The organism is Prevotella sp. P6B4, from assembly GCF_000619985.1.
Lineage (GTDB): Bacteria > Bacteroidota > Bacteroidia > Bacteroidales > Bacteroidaceae > Prevotella.
The window spans coordinates 48,606-68,798 of record NZ_JHVE01000001.1 but is presented as its reverse complement, the minus strand read 5'-3'; the positions used below and the strand labels follow the sequence as shown (position 1 = coordinate 68,798).

General features: G+C 51.1%; 11 protein-coding genes. 4 read left to right on the top strand and 7 right to left on the bottom strand.

Features of this window, described 5'->3' with window-relative positions; translation table 11 throughout:
* The first annotated feature begins 12 nt into the window (after positions 1-12).
* From T491_RS0100240 to T491_RS0100230, 3 genes are all read left to right on the top strand, one after another.
* Positions 13-1,638, top strand: a complete 1,626-nt coding sequence (locus T491_RS0100240; RefSeq protein WP_028902091.1) for a RagB/SusD family nutrient uptake outer membrane protein — start codon at positions 13-15, stop codon at positions 1,636-1,638.
* Positions 1,639-1,696: 58 nt separating this feature from the next.
* Entirely contained in the window at positions 1,697-2,812 is a 1,116-nt protein-coding gene (locus T491_RS0100235) for a glycoside hydrolase family 105 protein (protein ID WP_028902090.1), read from the top strand.
* 95 nt (positions 2,813-2,907) lie between these two features.
* On the top strand, positions 2,908-3,384 hold the full coding sequence (locus tag T491_RS0100230) for a C-GCAxxG-C-C family protein (protein WP_028902089.1): 477 nt from the start codon (positions 2,908-2,910) through the stop codon (positions 3,382-3,384).
* On the opposite strand, the gene mutY is transcribed toward T491_RS0100230, so the two are convergent.
* From mutY to T491_RS0100210, 4 genes are read right to left on the bottom strand one after another with little or no spacing between them, the layout of a single operon-like run.
* On the bottom strand, positions 3,367-4,362 hold the full coding sequence (mutY, locus tag T491_RS0100225; protein WP_028902088.1) for an A/G-specific adenine glycosylase: 996 nt from the start codon (positions 4,360-4,362) through the stop codon (positions 3,367-3,369). The genes T491_RS0100230 and mutY overlap by 18 nt on opposite strands.
* Positions 4,362-5,591 carry a phosphoserine phosphatase SerB gene (gene serB / locus T491_RS0100220; RefSeq protein WP_028902087.1) on the bottom strand — a complete coding sequence of 410 codons (1,230 nt, stop codon included), beginning with the start codon at positions 5,589-5,591 and terminating at the stop codon, positions 4,362-4,364. The genes mutY and serB overlap by 1 nt, the downstream gene beginning before the upstream one ends.
* A 19-nt stretch (positions 5,592-5,610) precedes the next feature.
* The gene (gene dacB, locus T491_RS0100215) at positions 5,611-6,777 is read right to left on the bottom strand and encodes a D-alanyl-D-alanine carboxypeptidase/D-alanyl-D-alanine-endopeptidase (RefSeq protein WP_028902086.1); all 1,167 of its coding nucleotides are present in this window, start codon (positions 6,775-6,777) and stop codon (positions 5,611-5,613) included.
* Positions 6,778-6,791: 14 nt separating this feature from the next.
* Positions 6,792-8,006 carry a carboxypeptidase-like regulatory domain-containing protein gene (locus tag T491_RS0100210; RefSeq protein WP_033148282.1) on the bottom strand — a complete coding sequence of 405 codons (1,215 nt, stop codon included), beginning with the start codon at positions 8,004-8,006 and terminating at the stop codon, positions 6,792-6,794.
* A 120-nt stretch (positions 8,007-8,126) separates the two neighbouring features.
* On the opposite strand from T491_RS0100210, the gene nadB reads away from it, so the two are divergent.
* Complete coding sequence (gene nadB / locus T491_RS0100205; RefSeq protein WP_028902084.1) at positions 8,127-9,713, top strand: L-aspartate oxidase; 1,587 nt, start codon at positions 8,127-8,129, stop codon at positions 9,711-9,713.
* 293 nt (positions 9,714-10,006) lie between these two features.
* Here the strand turns inward: nadB and T491_RS0100200 are convergent, their stop codons facing one another.
* The 3 genes from T491_RS0100200 to sprA form a co-directional block, all read right to left on the bottom strand.
* On the bottom strand, positions 10,007-11,494 hold the full coding sequence (locus T491_RS0100200) for an insulinase family protein (protein ID WP_081773171.1): 1,488 nt from the start codon (positions 11,492-11,494) through the stop codon (positions 10,007-10,009).
* Positions 11,495-11,504: 10 nt separating this feature from the next.
* A complete protein-coding gene (locus T491_RS0100195) occupies positions 11,505-12,956 on the bottom strand; it encodes a pitrilysin family protein (protein ID WP_028902082.1) in 1,452 nt (483 codons plus the stop codon).
* 242 nt (positions 12,957-13,198) lie between these two features.
* Positions 13,199-20,137 carry a cell surface protein SprA gene (gene sprA / locus T491_RS0100190; protein WP_231480140.1) on the bottom strand — a complete coding sequence of 2,313 codons (6,939 nt, stop codon included), beginning with the start codon at positions 20,135-20,137 and terminating at the stop codon, positions 13,199-13,201.
* Positions 20,138-20,193 lie beyond the last annotated feature (56 nt).

The window sequence follows — 20,193 nt, the reverse complement described above, 5'->3', positions numbered from 1 at the left end:
AAACCACAAATTATGAAAACAATGGAAAAGAAAAATATTATATCAGCATTATTTGTATCGCTCTCCATCATGGCTACCAGTTGTTCTGACTATCTCGATGAGAAATTAAAGAGCGAACTTGCACCAGACAACACCTATACCAACTCTTATGGCTTCGAAACAGGCTCTGCTGGTATGTATGCTATTGCGCGTGCTGAGTATAACACATGGGGATCGACCGCCTTTATGCACAGTGCAGCCTGTCCATACGAATCACAACAGATAGCTACTGACTTAGCTGTCATGGGGACCAAGGATGGTTCTATTCAGCCTTTCGGCTATTGCACATTAACATCCAATACGGGGATTGTTACCTCAACATGGAAATGGGCATACAGCCTAATTGCAGCTGCAAATGAGATTCTTGCCTATGCAGAGAAATGTACAAACTGGGATAAGCCAACCGATCAGGCAAACTATATGGCAGAAGCACGTTTTTTCCGTGCATATGCATATCGCACTTTGGTTTATCTCTATGGTGATGTTCCTTATGTTGATAAGATTCAGGAAAAAATCCACACAGATTTTACAAGAACGCCTAAGACTGAAGTCATTCAACACATGATAGACGATCTGAAATATGCATCAGAAAACCTCCCTATTGATCCTGACAATGTTTCTAAAGTAGGTAAGCTTACCAAATGGGCTGCGGAACATCTGCTCAGCGAGGTTTATCTTATGAACGGTGATAATGCCAATGCTGAGAAATCCGCGCTCAACGTCATCAATTGTGGCTATTTCCGTCTTATGAGTAATCGATTTGGCGTTGAAAAGAATAAGCCCGGTGATGTTTTTTCTGACCTTTTCAAAGAATATAACCAGAACCGCACCTCTGGCAATATGGAGAGTATATGGGTTATGCAGTTCGAATACCAGACCAAAGGAGGTGGAGATGCTTACGACGATTGGACACGACGTGCTTGGGAACCAAAATACTTCGAAATTCAAGGTTTCACACTTGCAGATACTCTTGGCGGTCGTGGTCTTTGCCAGTTGGTTCCTCTGAAGTGGTGGATTGGTGACAACACAGGTTTCTTCGATGCCAACGACATCCGAAACTCGGAATACAACATCAAACGCAACTGGTATTATAACAATCCGAAAACACCAAATCTACTGGGTAAACGATGTGAAATTACTGATGAAACCTGGTTTACAACCTATCGTCTCTATCCTGCTCTCGTAAAATTTTTCTATGGCAAAGCAGACAATCTTACTTATACGGGAACCAACCGCGATCGCATGAAGTTCCGTCTTGCAGAAACCTATCTGCTTCTTGCCGAAGCGCGATTGAATAAAGGCGACAAAACCGGCGCATCAGAAGCACTGAATGTTGTACGGCGACGTGCTCACGCTTCTGAAATATCTTCAGAACAGATAACGATGGACGTTATTCTCGATGAGCGCATCCGAGAACTGGTTGGAGAAGAGTCACGCCGATTCACTCTCTGCCGCACAGGAAAGCTCCTTGAACGTTGCCGTAAATATAACACCGAGGCTGGTCCGCTGATTCAGGATTATCATGTACTATGGCCTATTCCACAGGAAGTTATTGATTCAAATACAAGTACTGAGTTCCCTCAGAATGTTGGTTATTAAAAGTTAGTTGCTGAGTTGCGGAGAGATTTTCTCTCTGCAACTCTTTAATAAAAAAGAGATGAAAAGAATATCAGTTTTATTTTTCATGATGGTGCTCTCTGTAAGCACATCAGTTTGGGCTCAGGTGCCTTTTAGTAAACAAGCTACTTACAATAAGATGCGGCAGGTTGCCGATTGGCAAATTGCGGATTTTAATACGAATCAGCGTCACGACGATGTTAACTGGGCTAATGCAGCTCTTTATATTGGCATGGCTGATTGGGCGCAACTCAGTGACAAAGTTGATCAGTACGAAGTTTATTACCAGTGGCTTGACAGCATTGGGCGTCGCAATGACTACCAGCTGGGACGCAAAATCTATCATGCCGACTATATGGCTGTGGGGCATACCTATATGGCACTCTATGAAAAGTATCAGGTTCCTGAGATGCTGTGGCATATCCAAGCACGACTCGACTGGATTATCACTCACCCGTCTCACTACAGCATGCAACTCGATGAGAGCCATCCCCATACCTGCGACCGTTGGTCATGGTGCGATGCTCTCTTCATGGCTCCACAGGTATTTGCACACATGTACACCCTGACAGGCGACAAGAAATACATCGATTTCATGAACCAGGAATGGCTCACCACTTACAAACTTCTGTACGATAAAAATGAACATCTCTTCTATCGGGATACACGGTATTTAGGCAAACGCGAGACCAATGGCAAGAAAATATTCTGGGGACGTGGAGCAGGATGGGTTGCAGCAGGTACGGCTAACCTGCTACGCATCCTTCCTGTAAAAGACAAGAACCGCAAATTCTATGAAGAGTTCTTTATCGAGAACTGTACACGTTTAGCTGCTTTACAATGTGCAGATGGATACTGGCACGCCAGTTTGCTGGATCCAGAATCCTATCCATCGCCAGAAACCAGCGCCACAGGCCTCATCACTTATGCTTTAGCTTATGGTATCAATGCCGGATTGCTTGATAAGACCAAGTTCCTGCCCGTAGTCATCAAGGGGTGGCAGGGGATGCTTAAAGCCGTTGACCCCTCAGGCAAGTTAGGATATGTTCAACCTATCGGAGCCGACCCACGTAAAGTGACACGCGACATGACCGAGGTCTATGGCGTTGGCGCCTTCCTCTTAGCAGGCTGTCAAATCTACCAAATGGGGAAATGATATTATGGTACCAGGTCGAATACAAAAAAAAAATCATATAATACGCTTTTTTGAACAAAAAACATATATCTTTGCAGGCAAAAAAGGTAAAGATGATGACAGATAAAGAATTAGACGAGCGCGTGAATCGTGCGGTGGATAACTTTATGGCAGGCTATGGCTGTTGCCAGAGTGTGGTGGCGGCGTTTGCTGACCTGTATGGATTGGACGATACTTTGGCTAAGAAGATAGCCGCTGGCTTTGGCGGCGGTGTGGGACGCCTGCGCATGATGTGCGGCGCCGTATCGGGCATCGTGATGCTGGTAGGACTGGACTGCGGACAGACGGAGGGCAGCGACCGCGAAGGAAAGTCGGCCTGCTACAAGGTGGTGCAGGACCTGCTGGCACAGTCGAAAGCAGAGAACGGCAGTGTGATCTGTGCAGAGATCTTAGGCCTGAAAGGTTATGAAAAGGCACACGCCAGCTATGTAGCCTCGGAACGCACGGCGGAATACTACAAGTCGCGCCCTTGTGCCGCGAAGGTAGAGAGTGCCGCCCGCATCTTTGCCAACTACCTAAAGAGCAAGCAGTAGGTTCTCAATCAATCGAGGCAAGGCATATTGTTCAATGTCGGCCTCGGCTATCCAGATATAATCGGGGGGAAGCGCAGGCTTCTCTCCGATTTCTAATAGGTAGAAGTCGGCATAGAGTACCCGATGGGTAAGCACGTGGCGGACGCCTTTTTTCACAAGCCGTAGTGAATAGCGATGAGTGAATAGTGAATAGAGCTCATCGTTGAGCAACAAGGGTTCCCAAAGTCCTTGCCAGATATCGCCTGGTCCACGACGATGGATGGCGGTCTCGCCGTTACATCTGATATACACGTAAGACAAGTGGCGCTCGGTAACTTTGAGCGTCTTGAGTTTGACGGGGAGCTGGGCCACCGTGCCTGAACGAAAGGCAACACACGACTCGACCAAAGGACAGAACATGCAATTGGGCGAGGCGGGTGTACACTGGATGGCCCCGAAGTCCATGATGGCCTGATTATAGGCAGCTGCCTGCCCCTGGGGCAACAGCTCTTGAGCGAGAGCCGCAAACACCTTCTTGCCCTCGGTGGTGTTGATGGGGGTATCGATACCGAAATGGCGGGCAAGCACACGATACACGTTACCATCGACCACAGCGGCAGGGATATCGAACGCAAAGCTGGCAATGGCAGCGGCAGTGTAATCGCCAACACCTTTCAGTTTCTTGATATCCTCTAAGGTATCAGGGAATTGTCCCATCGATACAATCTGCTTGGCAGCGAAATGGAGGTTACGGGCGCGACTGTAATAGCCCAGTCCCTGCCACTCGCGGAGCACCTCGTCCTCAGTAGCAGCAGCGAGCGCCTCAACGGTGGGCCAGCGATGCATGAAGCGCTCCCAGTAGTCCCACCCCTGCTTCACCTGGGTCTGCTGGAGGATAATCTCTGAGAGCCAAATAGGATATGGGTCGCGCGTCTGCCGCCAGGGCAGATCGCGACCATATTCCTTATACCATGCTAATAAAGTAGATGCGAACGCCATTACATCACGCCTTGATCGCCGAGATATGAGTCCTTGAAGCCAAGGAAGTAGAGCACACCATCAAGTCCGATGGTATTGATGCTCTGTTCGGCATTGGCCACTACACGAGGCTTAGCGTGGAAGGCGATACCCAGTCCCGCCTCACTAATCATAGGCAGATCGTTGGCACCATCGCCCACGGCAATAGTCTGTGCCAGGTTCACCTTCTCAACCTGAGCAATAAGCTTCAGCAGCTCGGCCTTGCGATGACCATCCACAATCTCACCTACATAGCGACCTGTCAACTTGCCATCATCGCCAATCTCAAGCTCATTGGCATATACATAATCGATGCCATAGCGGCGCTGCAGGTATTCGCCGAAATAGGTAAAACCTCCAGAGAGGATGGCAATCTTATAACCATAACGCTTCAGGGTGGTCATCAGTCGATCAACACCCTCTGTGATAGGCAGTTTCTCAGCTATCTCCTGCATCACACTCACGTCGAGGCCCTTGAGCAGACTCACACGGCGTGTAAAACTCTCCTTGAAGTCGATCTCGCCACGCATAGCACTCTCGGTGATGGCACGCACCTGATCGCCCACCCCATTACGTTCTGCCAGCTCGTCGATACACTCGGTCTGGATGAGCGTTGAGTCCATATCGAAACAGATGAGGCGACGCATACGACGGAACATATCATCCTTCTGGAACGAGAAGTCGATTTCCATATCGCTCGATAGCTTCATCAGTTTCGACTGCATATCCTGACGGTCCTTGGGCTCGCCACGCAGCGAGAACTCGATGCAGGCACGGGTGTGCTTGGCTGGATTCTTGATGCTCTTACGACCTGTAAGACGGATAATCGAGTCGATATTCAATCCCTGCTCGGCAATAACCGAGGTGGCGGCCTCTATCTGGCGGGCCTCCAGTTGGCGTCCCATCACGGTGAGGATATAACGGTTCTTACCCTGATGGTCCACCCAGTCTTCGTACTCATCGTCGCCAATGGGCGAGAAACCTATCTGTACCCCCAATTCGGTGGCCTTGAAGAGCAGTTCCTTCATTACCTGACCTGAGTTGGTCTCGTCCATACGGATAAGGATACCCAACGACAATGTAGAGTGGATATCAGCCTGACCGATATCCAGGATCTGTGCATCGTATTTTGCAAGGATACCCATCACAGATGCCGTGAGTCCTGGGCGATCCTGACCTGTAATTCTAACTAATATCTGTTCTTGTTTCATATTTCTAACTAATCACTATTCACTTACACAAAGCTGTACATACTTTATCCTGAAAATTGCGCCCATCGTCGCTCTTCATCACACCCTGATTGATGATGCTGAACGCCAGGATATGGCAATCGGCCGACAGGGCATAACCAGCCAACGACGATATACCTGTAACAGTACCTGTCTTGGCGCGGATATTGAGATAGGCAGGCGTGTCCTTCATGCGACTCTTCAACGTGCCGTCCTCGCCGGATACGGGCAACGACGAGTAGAGATGCCGGATGATGCCCGACTGGCGATAGGCATAGACGAGCAGTCGGGTGAGCAGGTCGGGCGTCACGTAGTTATAGAGCGACAATCCACTGCCGTCGGCTATCTTATACTGGCCTCTGACACCCGCCTTCTGGAGTGTTTTCAGCATCACCTGCCTACAGTGCGAAGCCTTGGCAGGCTGAGCCCCTGTCGAGGCACCCAACTGGTAGAACATTGCCTCGGCAAAGAGGTTATCGCTGTTCTTCATCATCGGGCCAAGCACATCCGTCAACGGATGGGTGCGCACGCAGAGTTGCTTGGCCTGCTTGGGCAGCGTACCATAGTCGGCAGGCGCATCTACAAAGATGCCCAGGGCATCGAGTTGCTGTACCAGTCTGCTGATGAACACATCCTTCTTATCGATGAGCAGCGGACTGAGCGTGGGGTTATCATCGTCCCAGCACCAGCCTTCGCCCAGCAGGTCGTTATCCTTGAAGTTTCTCACCTCCACCAGTTTGCCACGAATGGTATGGAGCCCCAGCGCCTTCACGCTGGCGGCAAAGGCCTGCATATCGGCGATATCAAACAGAGGGTCCATGCCGCCCACGCAATACAGATTGCCAGTGAGCACACTGTCCTTCACCGTGCCTGTGTAATACAAAGAGGTGTGGAACTGGTATTTAGCGCCCAATGCATCGAGGGCAGCAACCGACGTGAGCAGCTTCATGGTCGAAGCGGGCCTCATGGTCTGACGCGCATTGTAGGCATAGAGCGTCGAGTCGGTCGTCAGGTCGTACACCACCAGTCCTAACTGTGTACTGTTCAGTAGCGGGTCGCACAGCAGCGAGTCGATACGCACTTTGATGCTATCGGTCTGCGCCTGCAGCGTGGCCAGCGAACATATCCATAAGAGTGTTATTATCCAATATCTGTATTTCAGCTTCATGTTTTGTTTCCTAATCAATTGCGCTGGTACGTTGAAACCAGCTTACGTATCGCCTTATCGAGCGATTCAGAGGGTTCTATGATATTATAATGCTCCCAGTATTCGGGATCCAGGAAGTACTCCACTTTGTCGTAATAGGCCTCACGCGAGTCGAACGAGTTGCGGCTCTGGATGGGTGTCACACCTTCCGACTGGCTATCAGTGACGGCCATCTCGCAGGTAGCGGTAAACGAGGTACTGAACAGGCGCTTCTTCCAGTCGCAGTTAAACCTGAACGTGTTGCGCAGGTAGCTGATACGGGTGACGCCATCGGCATAACGATAGTCGACCACGCACGACAGCTCACGCGGCTTGAACCTCACGCCCATCGGCTTACGCACCAGCATGGTGCGGGTGGCCTTCTCCTTGTCGCTCATATCAAGATCCAGCTCGATACGGGTGAACGCCAGACGTTCGTTGTCGATATATAGCTTTCCATGATAGAGCGCATAGGGCTTCGGGAACTGCGGTTCCATCAGCACCACCATCTGCAGGCGGTCGTTGATATATTCCGGTGTGCCCCAGCTGTAGCTGTAGGCATCCATATCCTCCTTGTTCAGCAGCAGGTCGCTGTTCTTCACCACGTCGAGCTGCACAGGCAGCACAGGTCCACCCATCACCTTCAGTCCTAAGGTGTCGCCCTGCTTCTGACTGAGCAGGCGCCTACCCTTCACGATAGCCACCTTGTCGCGGAGTATGCCACGCGTATAAGGCGTCTTATACATATCCTCCACACCTTCTGCCACATAGATGAAGTGCTTACGCTTCATGGCCGTTTCGCGATAGAACGCCTTCAGCAACTCAGGCTGTCGGCTGTAGTTCTCAGGAATCTTGCGAATGGCTATCTCAACGATTTCACGCGGGTCGCCCGTATGTATCACCACCTCGCGCAACTGGATGACAGTGGGCTGCAACTTGATTTTCAGCCCTTCTGTCTGCCCTGCCTGTAGAGCCACCTTTCTGGTTTTGTAGCCCAGATGCGATACCGTGACACTCTGCGGCGCGCCAGCCAGTTTCAGGAGGAAGGCGCCATCCTCGTTGGTGACGACAGAAACTCTGCCCACGGAAACACTCACTTGAGGCAAAGGCCTCCCCGTCTTCTCGTCTAAAACGGTTCCGCCAATGGTTGTCTGCTGTGCCAGCACCACCATCGGGACCATCAGCATGAATATAAGCACTAGTCGTTTCATTGTGGTATTTATTGAGGGTTTTACGATGGCAAAGATACAAAAAAAACGTCAAGATGCAAAGAATATTCGAAATTTTAAGTAATTTTGCAGCAGATTTGTGACAATTACATTATCAGTAGTATGGTATACAAGTATGATTTCCTAGTGATAGGAGCCGGCGTAGCAGGCATGAGCTACGCACTGAAGGTGGCTCGCGCCAACAAAGGCAGAGTATGTATGATCTGTAAGACATCGCTCGACGAGGCCAACACCTCGTTTGCTCAGGGCGGCGTGGCATCGGTCACCAATCTCGAACTGGATAACTTCGAGAAACACATTGAAGACACGATGATTGCTGGCGATTACATCAGCGACCCGAAAGCCGTAGAACAAGTGGTAAGAATGGCACCAGAACAGATTAAGGAACTGGTGAACTGGGGTGTTAACTTCGATAAGACCAACGAGGGCAAGTTCGACCTGCATCGCGAGGGCGGACACTCAGAGTTCCGCATCCTGCACCACAAGGATGATACGGGCGCTGAGATTCAGCGCGGGCTGATGGAGGCTGTACGCAGCAATCCTAATATCGACATCAAGGAAGATCACTTTGCCGTAGAGATTATCACCCAGCACCACCTGGGCGTACGCGTCACACGCCGCTCGCCCAACATCCAGTGCTACGGTGCCTACGTGCTGAACCCCGAGACGCAGAAGGTGGATACCTATCTGGCCAAGATGACCGTGATGTGTACCGGCGGTTGCGGTGCCGTCTATGTCACCACCTCAAACCCCGTCATCGCTACTGGCGATGGTATCGCCATGGTATATCGTGCCAAAGGAACAGTGGCCGACATGGAGTTTGTGCAGTTCCACCCCACTGTGCTCCATAATCCCAAGGAGACCCACCCCGCCTACCTCATCACCGAGGCCATGCGTGGCTACGGCGGCATCCTGAAGCTGCCCAATGGCGAGACCTTCATGGAGAAGTACGACGACCGTCTGTCGTTAGCACCACGTGATATCGTGGCGCGTGCCATCGATAAGGAGATGAAGATTCACGGACTGGATCACGTCTGCCTCGACGTCACCCATAAGGACCCTGCCGAGACCCGCAAACACTTCCCAAACATCTACCAGAAGTGTCTGTCGATGGGTATCGACATCACCACCGACTATATCCCCGTTCGCCCTGCAGCCCACTATATGTGCGGCGGCATCAAGGTCGATCTGAATGGCCAGACCAGCATCGAGCGCCTCTACGCCCTGGGCGAGTGCTCTTGCACAGGTCTGCATGGTGGTAACCGTCTGGCCTCTAACTCTCTCATCGAGGCAGTGGTCTATGCCGAGACAGCCGCCAAGAATTCGCTGGAGCATGTAGATTACTACGAGTTCAACGAGAAGGTACCCGAATGGAACGACGAGGGTACGATGACCAACGAGGAGAAGGTACTCATCACCCAGAGCGTCAAGGAGGTCAACCTCATCATGTCGAACTATGTAGGCATCGTCCGTTCCGACCTGCGCTTGCATCGCGCCTGGGACCGTCTGGATATGCTCTACGAGGAGACCGAGCGCCTCTTCAAACGTGTACGCGCCACCCGCGACATCTGCGAGCTGCGCAACATGATCAACGTGGGCTATCTCATCACCCGCTGGGCGTTGGAGCGCAAGGAGTGCCGCGGATTGCACTACACCACTGACTATCCTGTCCACGCTTACGATAAATAGTTTTCCATATATATTAAAATCAAATACCTAAATCACTTGTATTGACGATTGAGTGATTTAGGTATTTTTTTCGCATATTTCTGTATATATTCCCCCGATGTTAATTGGAGTGCCTAAAAACCGTGAATTAATTCAAACGATTAATCGAGCCGGCTCAAATCATCAATCGAATTAACTCAGCATAAAAATCGACCGAATTTACTTAAGCCAGAAACTCTAATAAAAAGTTTTTACAAGCATCAGAGATAAAAAATTGAACTGACCATAGACCGGCATCGCTCCAGATAGATTTATTAATTCGGGGGTGTAGATAGGTGGTAGATCATTGATTCCAGCTTTGCCTTGATGTCGGCATCGGGATAGCCATACGGCGTTGTACACACGATTCGCAAATCGTAATTTTTGAATAGCTCTTTGCAACAGTCCTGAATATCCTGTTCGCTGACTTCGTGCTTGAAATACTGGTACGTCGGTTCCTCCTTGACGAGTGGCTTGGAATGAATAAAATTAGCCTTGATACAGGAATGGGTATCCAGCACCTTATAGTCACGGATATTGGTCAACGCCTGTTGCTGGAGTTCCTTTTGCTTTTCTATCGTTAGTTGTTCTATATGAGTCTGCACCCCGTTGTGTATGATGTCATCCAGCTTCTTCGTGACATCATCGACAAAGTCACTCAACTGACGCTCGTCGGCATAGAGGTCTAATGCCATCATCATTCTCAATTCAAAAACGGGGCATCGGAAAAACGGAGCGTCTTCATCCATCGACACCGTTACTTGTGCATCCTTAGAAGTACCAAGAATCTCGCCAAGTCGGCCGTAAACCGCCTTTTTTCGAAGATAGTCCAGATTCTTGGTCGCCGATGCCGCTACACGAGGTTGCACGAAACAGAACTGAAGATAAAATGCCGGAACGTCGTGTTTTAACATCAGCAGCTTCTGGTGGTTCAGTTTATTCACACCCCTTTCGGGAGCGGGCATATTGGGACGACAGCCAAATTGCTGCTTGATGATATCAACGATATCGTCTGGCGCTTTGCCAAACACATACAGGCACTGATTCTGTGGCACATACCAACGCTGGTAGTACGCCTCAATCTGCTGGAGCGTAATGCTGCGGATACTGTTGATTTGTTTGTTAATCAACTCATCGAGGGTACATCCATCCACAAATGTGGCCTTTAGGCTGTTTTCTCCGGATTTTGCAAGGTCGTATCTGCTGTTAGTGATCTCGTTGACCAGAAACGTCTTCTGGCGCTCCAACTCAGAAGCCGAGAAACGGGCATGACCTGCTATCTGGGACAACAGCTCTACACACGACGCCGCATAGGCACGCTCTTTCTTCAAACGAAACAGATTGAACTCCGTACACCCGTTGTCCATCTCTGAACAGTAAGCGGGAATATCGGGTATAAGGCCATTAAGGGCACGGAAACTGGGGATGCGCTGCATATTCAGGGCATCGAGCTGATCCTTTACCACGCCGACTGATCCTACAGTGAGGTTCTCGGAGAAAAGCATCCTTCTCAATAAGAGCGCAATGCCAGAGGTACCCTCATCGTCACCAGTGCCAGATTTCTGGATGAGTCGAATTTCCAGCCCATTACCTGTAAAACCGTTGTCGCACAGATAATAGCGGAAACCATTGTCAAGAACGCCTTGAGAGATATTTGAAGGGGTAACGAGGAAATCCTCGTACTTAACAGTCTCCGACTGTGCCGATGTCTGGACGGCGAAAGCACAAGCCATCGTAAATAATAAGAGTTTTGTTTTCATCATTATATCAATTTTAGTGCCGCAGAAGGGCGTTCAGTTTTTCAGTTATTTCATTCTCAGGATAGCCATACGGGAGGATGCAGTCGATCTTGAGCACAGACTTGCGGACAAGCTCCTTACAGAAATTCGAGAGATCCTTGCCACTGAGCACGAACGACCAATAGGCATCAGAATCCTCCTGCTTAAATAACGGTAGAGCATAAGTGAAACATACATCGGGTTGCATAAATGGGTCGATAGTATTGCCCTTACCGTCGCCCTCCTGCAGTTTTTTCATTGCCAGAGCGCGATGCTGTTCAATCACATTTCTTTTGAGCGTGTCCTTAGGCATTTGTATCTGAACACCGTTGTTCCTGACATCATTCAGTAAAGCAGCCACACTATCCACGAAAGCCGGCAAGCCTCCACCGGGTAGTTCTTCATTGAGGTTGTAAGCAAAGGTTGTAGTCAGCATCATGCGGTTTTCAACCTGATAACGTGTAAAACAGTTGCTTGCAAATTTACGCTCCTTCATCTTTTCATAGAGGGCGTGATTGATTTTTTTCAATGCATAGTAATCTCTGATGAACTGAGGGCTCTCCTTTTCCGCCTGTGTCAGATGTGGCAGCGCAAAATTCAGCGTTAACGTACAGGATGCGTTTCCGCATCTCTCGACAAGCATATCCCTCTTACCAAAATCCAAGATGGTGGGCGAAGGAGTAGGAACACGGGGTCGATTGCCGAATTTGCGTTTTATCATATCCTCAATGCCATCAGGGATTTTACCTGTAACCAGAAGGCACTGATTCTGAGGTTGGTACCATTTCCGATAGAATGCCTCAAGCTGCGACTGCGTGATCTTCCTGGCACTGTTTAATCGCATTTCACGCCATTTGTCGGGATCATGCCCGGACCAATAAACTGCCATGCCGGCATCCAGCACTCTTCGGTTCAATACGTATTTCCGGTTAGCAACCTCGTTCAATAACCTTTCTCTCTGCCTTTCCAAATCAGCGGAATAGATGTTGGAATCACCGGCAATTTCAGCTAATATCTCCATACACGAATCGGCATAGGCCCGTTCGGGCTTGAGTCGATACAATTCGTATTTCATAAAATTTGCCCAGGTGAAAGCGTTGAAACCTGTGCCGTAATCCTTGCCGAGCTTTTTCAGATATTGGATGAGGGTGTCTCCTGTAGCAATCGGTCGATTCGCAGTTGACAACATGTGTTCCAATAGATGCGAAATCTCTATTGTTTCGCCATCATCATGACACCCAGTCTTCTGCAGCAGACTCATCTGAAAACAATCGTCGGCCCGCTTGACGATGTAATACTGAAAGCCATTGTCGAGCGTACCATGAATAACCTGGGAGGTATCTCTCAGCAGGAAATCCTCGAACCTGAGATTTCCCGATTTTGCAAACGCCTGAATTCCCAGAAGCCAGGCGAGCATGATTAAAACACACTGTAGTTTTCTCATCATTTGTCTATTTTAGATAGTTTATATTCATAATTTAGCCATTTAAGTTATGACGGTGCAAAGATATGGCAATCGGCTTAACTACACAAGACATATATGGTTTGTATCATGGTATTTCATACAAACACGCATACAGGCAGACTACTATCGCACTAACATTCAAACAGTTAGTCAACCATAGCATTTTCGCAAAGGCATTCGAATGTATAACGTGTGTATAAGGGCTGATGTGGTTATTCTGGGGGTTATCGGGTCAGTGAGAACTTCATGGAGAGTCCGAAATCGTAGGTGGTGGTGGGATAGCTGTTGCTGGAGAGCAACGGGGTGTTGGTCTGACTATCGAAATAGGCCGTCAGCGTAAGCAGGCGTGAGAGGGTGTAATCGGCCATGAACGAGAACTTGAAGGCAGAGTTGCCACTCGAAGCTGACGACACGCCTGTGGCGATATCGCGGGTGATGGCAGCCTGCTTGCGCAGCGATACATCGAGACGGAGATTCAGGTCGTGGTTGACACCGGTTCTGCGGCTTTGAGCATTAGACCTTGAACTTTGAACATTGCTGTCGCCTGCAGACTTCTTACGGGGATTCTGGGCTTTAGCCACCTTGCGGTTGCCCTTAGCGCCAAAGAGATTGAAATCACGTAGCTTATAGGCCAGACCTACCACCCAGTCCTTGCTGAGCGACTCGTTGAGCTGGATGCTGGTCATCGAGAGGTTGAGCACACGAGTGGTACGATACTCCAATTTAGCCGTCAGATCGTTCTGGAAGGTGGCATCGACACCCAGCAGCGGCGAGAACGCCTCGTTGATACTCACCGTAGAGTAGCTGGTATTGACATAGCTACCCACACTGTACACGCTCTTATAACCATGGTTGAGGTTCAGGCTCTTCAGATGATCCTTCACCCAAGGCAACTTGGATAAACCACCATAACGCATGCTCCAGTTGGGCAACAGACGTGTGAGTGCGGGGAAGATGCTGAGCGACTTGCCAGCCCCTGAGGTGTAGGCCGACAGGAAGGCGGGGATGAGCACCTCGGCCGAATACTCCTGCCCTACCCGCTGCTGGAACTCAGGTATCAGCTCACGGAAATGGTCGAAGGCTGCCGAGTGGTAGCCGGTGTTGGCATTGCCCATACCTGCCAAAGCCCCCCGCAGCGAGATGGTGGTCATATTAAAAGTGCCACTCAGGGTGGTGGGCATGCCGGCATACATATACTGCACACTCTTAGCACGATTATCGGTACGCGAGGCCGCGAGATCTATCTTCAGATCACGGATAGGCTCGACCACCGCCTTGATCTGCAGATCCTTGCTGATATTGATATTAGCCGGTGTTGACACATTGTCGTTACACAACAGCCAGTCGTGTTCCATCGCCTTGTCGATATAGCCATCGCCCATCAGTCCGAAGGCGAAGTCGAGGCCTGGTGCCAGGGCGCCACCCGACTTGTTCTGTCCCAGCATATCGCCCACATTCGGCATGAAGCCTGGCAGCAGCAGCGAGTACTGGGTGCGATAGCTGATGTTCACACTGCGCACCATCATCAGGAGCCGTGCCACACTCTGAGCAGGCTTGTACCACCACGACTGTTCGATGTCGCGCTTCACCTTGACAGAGTCCTTGACGCCAGGCTTCTGTGTTGCGGCAGGCCGCTTGACAGCAGTCCTCGCGTTCTTAGCCGTCGCCCGCTGTGTGCGTTTGAAACGGTCGTTGACTTTCTTCAGGAACGGGATGTGGTTATAGAGTGTTTCAAGATTCAGGGCGCTGTTGATATTGAGCTGACGATTGCTGGTGATGGTATTACCCAGACTGGTGCCATCCTCCATTTCGGTACCACACACCCAGGTGTAACGGCCTGTGTATGAGGCATCGGCTGTCAACCAGTCGAAGATGGGCAGCTTGTTGAGCGGCAACTGGTACGAGGCGGTTACCTGCTGTTGGTAGTCGAGCGGCGTTCCCCAGTTGCGGATGCTCTGCTTCACAGAGTCCTTCCAAGCCACATACTGCTCGGGATAGAGATCCTTGTTAATCGGCGTATAGGGCTCCTCAATCTCAGCACGGGTGGCCGACTGGAAGGAGAAATGCAGGTTCTTGGTGAAATCCCAGCGCAAAGAGAAGTCGCGGTTCCAGAGGAACTGCTCCGAGAAGGTGAGCGGCAGGTTCTGGTTCTCCAGACTCTCGAGGTCGCGCTCCTGCAGTTCGTAGTAGTTGCGCGTCATCTCCGTATTGAACGTCACGCTCTGAGGCAGATAGTTGAAGCCCAACGCCTTGGGGAAGTTGAGCCACTTCGACTTGCCTTTCAGCTTCTTAAACGGCTCCCACGTCTTATAGACAGGCGAGTAGCTGTAGTTGAGGGCGCCACGCCACTGGTCTTCCTTCTCATAGACGGTAGTCTTACCCGAGGTGTTACGATGGGCATGACTGTACGACAGCGAGAAATTGGCAGGGTCGTAAGGCATGGGGTGGCGCTTGGTCTTCAGGCCCCAGCGGAGGTTCGACAGCGAGAAGTTGGTGTTACGGGTCTTGGTGATGGCAACACTCTCAATACTGTCGCGCTCGTGCTGGTTGGCAGCACTTTCCAGGGCATCACTCAGGCGCATATCCGAATCGAGCGGATTATAGCGTGGGCGCACCTCCTCGTGACTGACAGAGTAATAGAGCGGCGCACTCACCTTGGCCTTGTCGGGGAAGAACTTACCCAGCTCTAACTGGGCTGTAAACGAGTACTCCTTCTGCGTATCGGTAGAGCGTTCCATCACACTCTCCTCCAAGCCGCCGAAACCATCGCCGACATAACGGCCCGAGAGGTTGACAGTTCCAAAATCAGACAGCTGTACGTTCATGGTACCCGATGCTGCCCAACCACCATTATTGTTGGCATCCATCAGGCGGAGCTCGTTCACCCACACCTCGCCCGACTTCACCTGGTCGGAGATGTTACGCACACCTATCATCATCACCTTCACCTCGCCTAAGGTGGGGTTACCCTGCACACGCACTGTGTTCTGGGGCTTTCGGGGGTCGGGCTCGCTATACAACTGGTTGAAGCTGCCTATGCCCTGTGCCTTGGCCAGATTGCGGGCCTTCTTAAGCTTAGTGAACACGTCGAGGTTGATATCCAGCATATTATCCTCGGGCCATACCGCACGACGATCGGCAGTGGCATACTTGCTATAGTCGCTGCGATCGGGGGTGAGCGAGAGGGGAATCTCGTATTCGTAATAGTTGTTCTTATAGTCGCTACCCATGCGCACAAACACAGCCAACTGGCCATCACGCAACTGGGTGGCATCGGGCATTAAGTGGTTGGCATGCACAAACATCTGCATGTGTTTGTACTGGCGCAGGTCGAGGTTCATGTTGCGATACACCGCCTTCGACTCGCCACGCTGCAGGTCCTTCACCACCATATCGAGCGACTGCTCGTTGTTCTCAACCAACTGCGGCTGTGAGGGATCAGTCACACGACTGATACCTGGCGGCAACACGTAGTTGACGGGCGTCTTATCGTTGTTTTCCTCGATGTTCACGGCACTCACCTCGATGGTTCCACCCTCGGCACCTGTGCCTAAGCTCTGCTTATACACACGCCACTCGCCACGCACCAGGTCGAGCGAACCAAAGCGCAGGACGATAGGCTTCTGGAAGCCCGTCATAAACATACGCATGAAGCGCACGCTGGTGAAGTCGCTGATACTGCCCACCTTGCGTTCGTATTCGGTCAGCGGGATACGGAACTGGAACCAGTTCACGCTGGTGGTGTCGCCATTGCGCAGTTTCACACTGCTGGTACGCATATCAGTGATAAAGCAATCGGCAGGAGCCGCCCCATTGCGATAGGCATCGAGTATCTCAGGGCTGATGCGCACCTTGTACTGGTAGTAGCGCTCGTACTCGTTCAGCGTGTAGTCCTGATTGATATCCTCCACATCGGGTCCGCTCTTGTAGCTGGTATCATAGCTCTCTGTCTGATCCTCCGTTTCAGGCGAGTTACCCTGAGGGTTGTTGATACGTTTATAGCGCTCGAGAATACTCTTGCGCTCGCTATCGAAATCAGAACCACGATAGTAGTGGTAGTCGTCGCCGGCAGGGTCCTGGCGCCAGGCATTCATGGTACTGTCGTTGGTCACGATGGCACTGGCAGCGTTCAGCCACTCGTTGTAGGCGCCGAACTGCTGTTCCTCCTCATCAGTCAGTCCGTTGTAGCCCATATCCTGTTTTTTGCGCGAGCCAGTAGTGGTGGCGAAGGCATAAGTCTGGGTGGCCTGTACAGGAATCTTTCCCCACTGGGTAGTGGTAAAATTCTGACTGCCATCCACTGGCATGCCGCTCTCGTAGAACTTCTTGCCATCGCGCAGGATATCCTCGCTCACCTCACCCAGGTTGAAGTACAGGTCGCCCGCATAGTCAGCGGCAGTGCCCTGCTCACGGGTGTAGATGAAGGGATCGAGCAACCAGAACTCGATATACTCGATGTTGGCCTGCTCGAAGTCGTTGGTATCAATCTTACGCATCATACCACCCCATTTGGTCTGCGGCTGCTGCAAGGTGCCATCGCTGTTCAGACTCAGTGAGAGGTTGTAAGGACCACGCTCCTGTGGGTAGTAAGCCAGGTTGAGGATGGGCAGTGTAGAGGTAGCGCCATTGTAGGTACTCTGGTCGCGATTAGGATAGAGCTCCTTCACATACACCTCGCGCACATAGTGGTTGGACAACTGTTCCAGATCGCTCTTGATATGCGCAGGCGTGAGCGTGGAACTGCGACGGGTGAAGATGGGATCGACATTATACCATGCCAGCAGGGCACGGTTATAGCCACTCGAGACACCAGTCTTATCAGCACTCTCCTGGAACATCGAGGGCACGCTCGACAGGATCCACTCCTTGGGGTTGCTCATGTCGAGGTAGCTCTTGGTATTCTCGAAATCGTCAACATACGAGGCGTTATCCTGTGTGCCACGGGCACGTCCGGCTATCAGCTGGGCAAACTCACCCGTGAACGAGATGTGCGAGGGCTGCTTGACGTGCAGGAACGGAATCTTGTTGAGCATCGAGGTGAGCCACTGCGACTCCTGCTTCCAGTTGATGTTCAAGCCCCAGAGGGTGTTGCTCAGAGGCTCCTCGCCCATCGCCACCTTCGAGGTGAGTGCCTGCTCGTGGAGATGCATCAACGTACCGCCAATGGTCAGACTCTTGGAGAGTTCGTATTCCCAGTTGACGCCCAACATGGTCTTACGCTGCATGCCGTATTCGGTATCTGATTCGAGCGACACATTCACGTTGGTACCCGCATCGATGATGCTCTGATTGAGAATGGTCACCTCGCCTGCAGAGTAGTCGACCGAGTAGTCGGAGCCCTCTTTCAGTATAACGCCGCCAGCCGTTACCACCACCGAACCGTGAGGCACGTTCATAGCCCCCAACGAGATGACATTGGCCGATGAGCCCTTGTACTGGCCTACCAGCATATACTTATCCTTCTCGGCTATCAGCTTAGCCACCGTCTTGGTCGAATCGTAGAGTTCGCTGAACACGTATTTCTCAGCCTCCCCTGCAGGCAAGCCGTTCTTCTGCAACTGTTGGCGCAGGTAGGCACCAAAAGGCTCGGCCGAAGGCAGGAACACACGACCATCGCTCACGGTATAGCCCTCTACGAAATCGAAGTAGCCGTTAGAGTGCAGTTTGTTGTTATTATCCAAGCGGTCGCATCCCAGCATCTTCAAGAGCGTCTGACTCTTCACACGCTGATCGGGGATATAGGTGAGATAGACACCAGCTGTATCGCTCTGGAACTTGATGTCGAGACGGAACTTGGTCTTTTCCACTTTCGAGGCGAGGTAGTACACGTTTTTCATCATCAGCTGCCAGTTGGGCTGCTGAGGGTTGTTCGATGTATTCTTCAGCGCCTTCACATAGAGTGCCTTCGAAGTCTCTGTGATGTCGGCAGCAAACTCACCTACCTTGTAGGTCACGCCACCTGATGTAAACTCGTAGGCTACCGCCAACACCTGATCGGTCTGCAGACCAGCCTTCAACGAGACATAGCCCAACGCCTTGTTGACAGTAAACTCCGACGAGGTGAGCAGACGGGCACTGGAGAGTTTCTCGTAGTCGCGGCCGTTCTCAAAGTCGGGCATGCCGGCCAGCACCGTATTGGTCTGGTCGATATCGCGCGCATCGGCATATTGTGTGGTCAACAGGTTGTACAGGTTGTTAGCCTGGTTGTCGGGAACGTGCTGCGAGCCCTCGCCCAAGTTGGCCACAGCCACGATATTACGGGTATTCGAAGTGGTGCCCGTCTTGTTGGTCACCCAGATTTCCACACGGGTAATCTCAACGCCAGTAGTGAGATTGGGCAGGGTACTCATGGCCTGATCATAGCGGTTACGGAAATAGTGCGAGAGGAAGAAGTGACGGTTCTCCTCATAGTCGGCCACATCCATCTCGAAGGCTGTTGTCTGTGTGCCGCCCTTCGACGAGACACTCTTCGACGATGATTTCTTCTGCGACACCACGGTCTGCAATTTCAAGCGTCCGAACTGCATATCAGTACGCACACCAAACAGACTGCTGGCGCCTTTCACCAACGAGTTGTTCGACGGAAACGAGATATTACCAGCCTCAACCAGTTTGATAATCTCATCCTCCTTACCTTCGTATTTCAGTTTGAGGTTCTGGGCATCGAAATCAAACGTGGCATCGGTGTTGTAGTTCAGGTTCATGTTCACCTTGTCGCCCACCTTTCCATTGAGGTTCAGGTTCACCTTCTCATCGAAATCAAACGAGGTGGTCTTACGGTTACGGATGGGCAGCGAAGGGTTGTCAATCTTCTTGATGTTACCACCAATCTTCAGTTCGGCAGTTCCCTGGGTTTTGATACGCACACCACCAGGACCGAATATCTTCTCGGCAGGTCCCAGGTCGAAGTGCATATCCATCAGGTCGAACTTATCCTTACCTGCATTCTCTGTGTTCTCGGTATTCTTCTTGTAGAAGAAATCGTGGAGGGCACGCTTCTCCACCCACTGACGATATTCCTCAGGCGTCATCAGCGTGGGAGCATGGAGGTACGTGTCGCCCATCTTCTGACCGATATAGTACACGTTGAGCGAATCATTGTACTCCACCGTCTCGCAGACATTAGGAGGCAATGGCAGCTGTTTCTGCGCATACGTACACACGCACGCGTAGAAAAAAACAAGCACTATAATCCCTAAACGCCGCTTCAAAGGAGATG

What these genes read in the sequence shown, in the direction of transcription:
- T491_RS0100240 (WP_028902091.1), top strand. Translation starts at nt 13, where the DNA reads ATGAAAACAATGGAAAAGAAAAATATTATATCAGCATTATTTGTATCG.
- T491_RS0100235 (WP_028902090.1), top strand. Translation starts at nt 1,697, where the DNA reads ATGAAAAGAATATCAGTTTTATTTTTCATGATGGTGCTCTCTGTAAGC.
- T491_RS0100230 (WP_028902089.1), top strand. Translation starts at nt 2,908, where the DNA reads ATGACAGATAAAGAATTAGACGAGCGCGTGAATCGTGCGGTGGATAAC.
- mutY (WP_028902088.1), bottom strand. Translation starts at nt 4,362, where the DNA reads ATGGCGTTCGCATCTACTTTATTAGCATGGTATAAGGAATATGGTCGC.
- serB (WP_028902087.1), bottom strand. Translation starts at nt 5,591, where the DNA reads ATGAAACAAGAACAGATATTAGTTAGAATTACAGGTCAGGATCGCCCA.
- dacB (WP_028902086.1), bottom strand. Translation starts at nt 6,777, where the DNA reads ATGAAGCTGAAATACAGATATTGGATAATAACACTCTTATGGATATGT.
- T491_RS0100210 (WP_033148282.1), bottom strand. Translation starts at nt 8,006, where the DNA reads ATGAAACGACTAGTGCTTATATTCATGCTGATGGTCCCGATGGTGGTG.
- nadB (WP_028902084.1), top strand. Translation starts at nt 8,127, where the DNA reads ATGGTATACAAGTATGATTTCCTAGTGATAGGAGCCGGCGTAGCAGGC.
- T491_RS0100200 (WP_081773171.1), bottom strand. Translation starts at nt 11,494, where the DNA reads ATGATGAAAACAAAACTCTTATTATTTACGATGGCTTGTGCTTTCGCC.
- T491_RS0100195 (WP_028902082.1), bottom strand. Translation starts at nt 12,956, where the DNA reads ATGATGAGAAAACTACAGTGTGTTTTAATCATGCTCGCCTGGCTTCTG.